This window comes from Streptomyces sp. SID10853, from assembly GCF_010548145.1.
Lineage (GTDB): Bacteria > Actinomycetota > Actinomycetes > Streptomycetales > Streptomycetaceae > Streptomyces.
This window is the reverse complement of sequence record NZ_JAAGLN010000331.1, coordinates 1-5,841: the sequence shown is the minus strand read 5'-3', so window position 1 is coordinate 5,841 and position 5,841 is coordinate 1. Positions and strand designations below refer to the sequence as shown.

Genomic DNA, 5,841 nt, shown 5'->3' with positions numbered 1-5,841 from the left:
GCCGACGGCACCGCCGGTGGATCCCCGGGTCGCCGTCGCGGCCCCGGCGGCGCCCCCCGCAGCACCGCCCGCACCGCCCGCCGGCGACGGCGGACGGATCAATCTGGACAAGGGCCGGGTCAGCCTCCGGAAGAACCAGACGGTGTCCCTGGTCAAGGGCGGCAAACCGCTGCTGTCCAAGGTCAAGATGGGCCTCGGCTGGGAGCCGGCCTTCCGCGGCAAGGACATCGACCTCGACGCATCGGTCATCGCCTTCGGCCCGCAGCGCAACCACATCGACAGCTGCTACTTCGGCAAGCTCTCGATCCTCGACGGCGCGGTCAAGCACTCGGGCGACAACCTCACGGGCGAGGGCGCGGGGGACGACGAGGTGATCGTGGTCGACCTCGGCAGGATCCCCGCGGAGGCCACCGCCCTGTTCTTCACGGTCAACTCCTTCACCGGCCAGAAGTTCACCGAGGTGGCCAAGGCGTACTGCCGGCTGATCGACGCGGAGAGCGGCGAGGAGCTGGTCAGGTTCGATCTGACCGGGGCCGAACCGCAGACCGGGGTGCTGATGGCCAAGCTGATCAAGCAGTTCTCGGGCGAGTGGGAGATGACGGGGGTGGGCGACTTCGTGAAGTCCCGTACGGTCCGGGGCATGGTCAAGCCCGCCGCGCAGGCACTCTAGGCACTCCGGAGGCTGTCCGGTGGAGTCCGCTCCGGGGCGGTCTCCACCGGGCCCCGGGCAGCTCCGCCGGAGGGCGCGTCACTGGCGGTAGCCCGCCAGGAAGCGTCCGATGCGGCTGATCGCCGCGTCCAGGTCGTCGGCGTGCGGCAGCGTCAGGATCCGGAAGTGGTCGGGGCGCGGCCAGTTGAAGCCGGTGCCCTGCACCACCTGGATCTTCTCGCGGAGCAGCAGGTCGAGGACGAACTTCTCGTCGTCGTGGATCCGGTGGACCTTCGGGTCGAGCCGGGGGAACGCGTAGAGCGCGCCCTTCGGCTTCACACAGGAGACGCCCGGGATCTCGTTGAGCTTCTCCCACGCCCGGTCGCGCTGCTCGTGCAGACGGCCGCCCGGCGCCGTGAGATCCCTGATGGACTGGCGGCCGCCCAGCGCGGCCTGAATGGCGTACTGGGCGGGGGCGTTGGCGCACAGCCGCATGGAGGCGAGCATCATCAGCCCCTCCAGATAGCTCTTCGCGTGCTGTTTGGGCCCGGTGACGACCAGCCAGCCGGACCGGAAGCCCGCGACGCGGTACGACTTGGACAGACCGCTGAAGGTGAGGACGACCAGGTCGGGTGCGAGGGCCGCCGCCGTGTGGTGGACGGCGTCGTCGTAGACGATCTGGTCGTAGATCTCGTCGGCGAAGACCATCAGCCCGTGGCGGCGGGCGAGATCGAGGATGCCCTCGACGATCTCACGCGGATAGACAGCGCCGGTGGGGTTGTTGGGGTTGATGATCACCACGGCCTTGGTGCGGTCGGTGATCTTCGATGCCATGTCGTCGAGGTCCGGGTACCACTCCGCCGACTCGTCGCACAGATAGTGCACCGCCCGCCCGCCGGCCAGTGTGGTGACGGCCGTCCAGAGCGGGAAGTCGGGCGCCGGGACGAGGATTTCGTCCCCGTCCTCCAGAAGGGCCTGGACCGCCATCGAGATGAGCTCGGAGACACCGTTGCCGAGGAAGACGTCGTCGACGGTGACATCGGGCAGCCCGAGCGCCTGGTAGCGCTGGGCCACGGCGCGCCGTGCCGAGAGGATGCCGCGCGAGTCCGTGTAGCCGTGCGCCTGGGGCAGCATCCTGATCATGTCCTGGACGATCTCCTCCGGCGCCTCGAAACCGAAGAGCGCCGGGTTGCCGGTGTTCAGGCGCAGCACGCTGTGCCCGGCCTCCTCCAGTGCGTTGGCATGGTCGATCACCGGGCCCCGGATCTCGTAGCAGACCTCACTCAATTTGTTCGACTGGCGGAACTCCATGCCGTGGCCCTCCCAGGTCTCACTTGCTTCACTTGGTTTTACCAAGCTCCAGCTTGGAAAGTCCAACTTTCTGTCTAGACTGCGGTGCATGCCACGCCGAAGTTACGACCAGTACTGCGCCGCCGCCCGCGCGCTCGACGCCGTCGGGGACCGCTGGACCCTGCTGATCGTCCGCGAACTCCTGGCGGGCCCCCGCCGCTACACCGACCTCCACGCCGACCTGCCGGGCGTCAGCACCGACGTACTCGCCTCCCGGCTGAAGGACATGGAGCGCGAGGGGATCGCGACCCGGCGCAGGCTGCCGCCGCCCGCGCCCGCCTCCGTGTACGAGCTGACCCCGCGGGGCACCGCCCTGCTGCCCGTCCTCACCGCGCTGGCCGACTGGGGCACCCCCGCGATGGGCGAGCGGCGGCCGACGGACGCCCTGCGCGCGCACTGGTTCGCCGTTCCGCTGGCCCGGCACCTGGCGGGGCTCGGCCCCCGGGTGGTCGAGGTCCGGATGGACGAGGGGGTCTTCCACGTCCGCACGGACGGCGGCGAGCCGCTCTACGGCGACGGACCGGCCGAGCACCCCGACGCCCGGCTGACCCTGGACGCCGACACCTGTGTCGCGATCGGCGGCGGCCTCTCGCTCGACCACGCGGTCCGGGAGGGCCGCGCCAGGCTCGAAACCGTGTCGCACGGCACGCCGCAGGAGGCACCGGCCGGGGCCGGCGCGCAGGGCCAGGAGTGAGCCAGGTCGCACCCGCACGGGGCAACCCCGGCGGCCCGAACTCCGTCTCCATAAAGGCCCGTTAAGGCCGCCGGCCGCCCCGGACCCGGGCACAAGTGACGGACAACACGCCCTTATCCGGAACACGTGACCGATACCACGCGCAGATGAGGGTTAACTGTCAGTGGCAGGCCGTAGCCTTGTTCGTATGTCCACCACCCCTTCCGCCTCTCAGGCCAACGACGCCATCCGAAGGCTCGTCGACGCCCAGACGACGGACGGCGAATGGCCATCGGAGGACTACGAGGTGCTGCTGCTCGAATGGGCGGCCGCGATACAGGGCGGGATCGAGCCCGCGGCTTAGGGCCCGCCCGGCCACGGTGACATCACGGCCAGAACCGGCCGTCCTGCGCCTCAGTCCAGGCCGGGGAGCGGATCCTGGTCCACCCCGTGCCGACGGGTCCGGATATCGGGTCCCGCCGGGTGCAGTTTCGCGTCGCAGGCCGGGCCCAGCCCGGTGCGCCGTGAGGCCAGACCCGTCAGCGGCCTGCCGCACATCGCGCACAGCACCGTCCAGTCACGCACCCCGTCGCGCTCATCCGATCCGGCCCCGTCCGCCGTCCCCGGCTCCCGCCCGGCCCCGGTCACGACTCCCGGCATGACCCCGGGCAGCTCCTCGGGCTTCCCGCCCAGCGGACCGCCCCGGCTCACAGGGACATCGCCCGCCGGTCGTCGCCGCAGATCCCCTCGATCATCAGCACGAGACAGCGGCGCACATCGGGCGGCCCGTCCGCGCCCAGCTCGGCCGCCATGGCCACCGCGTGCGTCAGCCGCAGCATCTCCGTGGTCTCCAGATCGGCGCGCGCCGCACCCGCCTGCCGCGCGGCCGTGAGCAGCTCGCCCGCCGCGTCCGTGAGCCGGCCGCCGCAGCCCGAGATCACCGGGGTGCTGCCGTCTGCCATCGCGGCGCCGAGCAGCGCCCTGAGTCCGCGCAGACGGATCAGCTGCTCCGCGAGCTCCTGCAGCCAGTCGGCCAGCGCCTGGCCCGGCGGCCGCCCCGACGCACCGAACTCGACCGCCTGGTCGGCCAGTTCGTCAATACGGTCGGCATAGACCTCGCCGAGGAGGTCCTGCCGCGTGGGGAAGTGGCGGTAGAGCGTGCCCGAGCCGACGCCCGCGCGCTTCGCGATGTCGTCCAGGGAAGCGTCCACCCCGTGCTCGGTGAAAGCCAGGGCGGCCTCCTTCAGGAGGCGTTCGTAATTGCGGCGCGCATCGGCCCGCATCGGCTTCGGCATCAGCTGCTCCTCGCGGACCGGGGACGTCTCCGTATCGTAGAGGCAGCAACCGGGGACAGCCCCCGCTCAGCCTTTCCCGGGACCGTACGCAACGGTGACCCGGCATCCCACCGGGTCACCTCACGCAGCCCTCGTGGCCAGGGGCCGACGGCCGGTCGCCGGCCGGCCTCTCCGGCCTGTTCTCCTTGTCCTCGCCGGACTCAGAGCTTGGTCAGCTTGGCGTAAGGGCTGAGGATCCTCCCCTGACGCCCGGAGAAATCGATGAGCACAGCGTCATTGTCGCCCTCGATTCCGATGACTCTTCCGAGCCCGAACTGATCATGCGAAACACGGTCGCCCACATCGAAGATCTCGATGGGTGCGGCCGCTTGGGCCGGGCGGTTGAAGGGACTGGAGGGCAGGTGGCGCCGGGATCCGGCTGACTTAGTCATTGCGTTCAGTATGCGCCCGCGAGACCTCCTCACGCCATGTCTGTCCCGCCGCACGGCTCCGGAGCGGGGATTCCCCGTGCGGATTTTCCCTGCGATGATCAGGGGATGGAATTCCCGGCAACCGACCGTCGTGTGCTCATCACCGGTGCCTCCCGCGGCCTGGGCCGCGCCGCCGCGCACGCATTCGCCGCCAACGGAGACCGGGTGGCGGTGCACTACGGCACCCGGGAGGACGACGCCAGGCACACACGTGCGGCGCTGCCCGGTTCCGGCCACGTCCTGGTCGGCGGGGACCTCTCGGACCCGGCGGTGGCGGCCGAAGTCGCCGGGCGCGCGGCCGACGGGCTCGGCGGCATCGACGTACTGGTGAACAACGCCGCCGTGAACGTCCGCCACCCGCTGCCCGGGACGCCGTACGAGGAGTGGGTGGCCGTCTGGCAGCAGCACGTCAGCGTCAATCTGCTCGCCACCGCGCATCTCAGCCATCTCGCCGGGCGCCGCATGATCGACGCGGGGAACGGCGGCCGGATCGTGAACATCGGCTCGCGCGGCGCGTTCCGCGGGGAGCCCGACCATCCGGCCTACGGCGCGACCAAGGCGGCCGTGCACGCGCTCGGCCAGTCGCTGGCCGTCTCCCTCGCGCCGTACGGGATCGGGGTGGCATCGGTCGCCCCCGGCTTCTTCGGTACGGAGCGGGTGGCGGACCGGCTGAGCGGCGCCGAGGGCGAGGCCATCCGGGCGCAGTCGCCGTTCGGCCGGGTGGCGACGCCCGAGGAGATCGCGGCCGCGGTGCTCTGGCTGGCCTCACCGGCCGCCGAGTGGTCGTCGGGCACGGTGCTCGATCTCAACGGGGCGTCCTACCTGCGGACTTGAGGCCCGGTCTGCCTGGCCCGAACGGCCGGCCGGGCCAGGCAGACCGGGCACAGCAGGGCCGGACACGGCTGCGGCACCCGCGCACCGCACCCCCGCCGCAGTCCGACGCCGCCGCAGCCCGCCCCGCCGCACGGCACAGCACAGGGCACACCGAACGCCTCAGCCCCTCAGGCGCGTGACCTGGCCTTGAAAGCCGCCTTGCGCGCGTCCTTCGCCGCCTTGCGGTCCGGGTGCAGCCGCCCCATCGCCTCCAGTACGTCGGCCGTCGCCGGGTGCTCCACCCGCCAGGCCGCGTCGAAGAAGCCGCTGTGCTGTCCGGTCAGCCCCTCCACGAGCCCCTGCAGCTCCTCGACCTCACCGTCCGCGTCCAGCTGTGCGGCCAGCGTGTCGATCGCCAGCCAGAAGATCATCGACTCCGGCGGCGCGGGCACATCGGCCGCACCCCGCTCGGCGAGCCAGACCCGGGCGAGCCCGCCGAGCTGTGCGTCGTCGAGCACCTCACGGACCTCGTGCTCCGCCGCGCCGTCGGCCACCAGCGAGAGGGCCTGCTGGCAGTGCAGCCGGCGCAGC

Annotated in this window: 8 protein-coding genes and 1 pseudogene; 4 read left to right on the top strand and 5 right to left on the bottom strand. The window is 71.6% G+C overall.

The features are described from left to right. Nucleotides 1-670 (top strand): TerD family protein (locus tag G3I19_RS33805; protein WP_203600934.1); only part of this gene is annotated, 670 nt, incomplete at its 5' end. Nucleotides 671-748: 78 nt separating this feature from the next. On the opposite strand, the gene G3I19_RS33800 is transcribed toward G3I19_RS33805, so the two are convergent. Further along, nucleotides 749-1,960 (bottom strand): pyridoxal phosphate-dependent aminotransferase, encoded by a 1,212-nt coding sequence (locus G3I19_RS33800; protein ID WP_164267528.1) that lies wholly within the window; start codon nucleotides 1,958-1,960, stop codon nucleotides 749-751. An 88-nt stretch (nucleotides 1,961-2,048) separates the two neighbouring features. Here G3I19_RS33800 and G3I19_RS33795 point away from each other — a divergent pair, with 88 nt between their 5' ends. Together G3I19_RS33795 and G3I19_RS37095 are read left to right on the top strand one after the other, a co-directional pair. Further along, complete coding sequence (locus G3I19_RS33795) at nucleotides 2,049-2,693, top strand: helix-turn-helix domain-containing protein (protein WP_164267527.1); 645 nt, start codon at nucleotides 2,049-2,051, stop codon at nucleotides 2,691-2,693. A 187-nt stretch (nucleotides 2,694-2,880) separates the two neighbouring features. Further along, nucleotides 2,881-3,036 carry a hypothetical protein gene (locus G3I19_RS37095; protein WP_203600932.1) on the top strand — a complete coding sequence of 52 codons (156 nt, stop codon included), beginning with the start codon at nucleotides 2,881-2,883 and terminating at the stop codon, nucleotides 3,034-3,036. A gap of 50 nt (nucleotides 3,037-3,086) precedes the next feature. Here the strand turns inward: G3I19_RS37095 and G3I19_RS33790 are convergent, their stop codons facing one another. From G3I19_RS33790 to G3I19_RS33780, 3 genes are all read right to left on the bottom strand, one after another. Further along, nucleotides 3,087-3,332: a DUF6011 domain-containing protein gene (locus G3I19_RS33790; RefSeq protein WP_164267524.1), complete on the bottom strand. Its 246-nt coding sequence runs from the start codon at nucleotides 3,330-3,332 to the stop codon at nucleotides 3,087-3,089. A gap of 47 nt (nucleotides 3,333-3,379) precedes the next feature. Further along, nucleotides 3,380-3,967: a TetR/AcrR family transcriptional regulator gene (locus tag G3I19_RS33785; RefSeq protein WP_164267526.1), complete on the bottom strand. Its 588-nt coding sequence runs from the start codon at nucleotides 3,965-3,967 to the stop codon at nucleotides 3,380-3,382. A gap of 200 nt (nucleotides 3,968-4,167) precedes the next feature. Next, nucleotides 4,168-4,398 (bottom strand): CarD family transcriptional regulator, encoded by a 231-nt coding sequence (locus tag G3I19_RS33780; protein WP_164267523.1) that lies wholly within the window; start codon nucleotides 4,396-4,398, stop codon nucleotides 4,168-4,170. 105 nt (nucleotides 4,399-4,503) lie between these two features. Between G3I19_RS33780 and G3I19_RS33775 the strand changes: the two genes are divergently transcribed. After that, entirely contained in the window at nucleotides 4,504-5,271 is a 768-nt protein-coding gene (locus G3I19_RS33775; protein ID WP_164267525.1) for an SDR family oxidoreductase, read from the top strand. 167 nt (nucleotides 5,272-5,438) lie between these two features. On the opposite strand, the pseudogene G3I19_RS33770 reads toward G3I19_RS33775, so the two are convergent. After that, a pseudogene (locus G3I19_RS33770) lies at nucleotides 5,439-5,841 on the bottom strand (hypothetical protein); the annotation flags it as partial.

Bases quoted from the DNA above. Each gene is read 5' to 3' on its own strand.
- G3I19_RS37095 (WP_203600932.1), top strand. From the start codon at position 2,881: ATGTCCACCACCCCTTCCGCCTCTCAGGCCAACGACGCCATCCGAAGG.
- G3I19_RS33780 (WP_164267523.1), bottom strand. From the start codon at position 4,398: ATGACTAAGTCAGCCGGATCCCGGCGCCACCTGCCCTCCAGTCCCTTC.
- G3I19_RS33800 (WP_164267528.1), bottom strand. From the start codon at position 1,960: ATGGAGTTCCGCCAGTCGAACAAATTGAGTGAGGTCTGCTACGAGATC.
- G3I19_RS33790 (WP_164267524.1), bottom strand. From the start codon at position 3,332: ATGCCGGGAGTCGTGACCGGGGCCGGGCGGGAGCCGGGGACGGCGGAC.
- G3I19_RS33785 (WP_164267526.1), bottom strand. From the start codon at position 3,967: ATGCCGAAGCCGATGCGGGCCGATGCGCGCCGCAATTACGAACGCCTC.
- G3I19_RS33795 (WP_164267527.1), top strand. From the start codon at position 2,049: ATGCCACGCCGAAGTTACGACCAGTACTGCGCCGCCGCCCGCGCGCTC.
- G3I19_RS33775 (WP_164267525.1), top strand. From the start codon at position 4,504: ATGGAATTCCCGGCAACCGACCGTCGTGTGCTCATCACCGGTGCCTCC.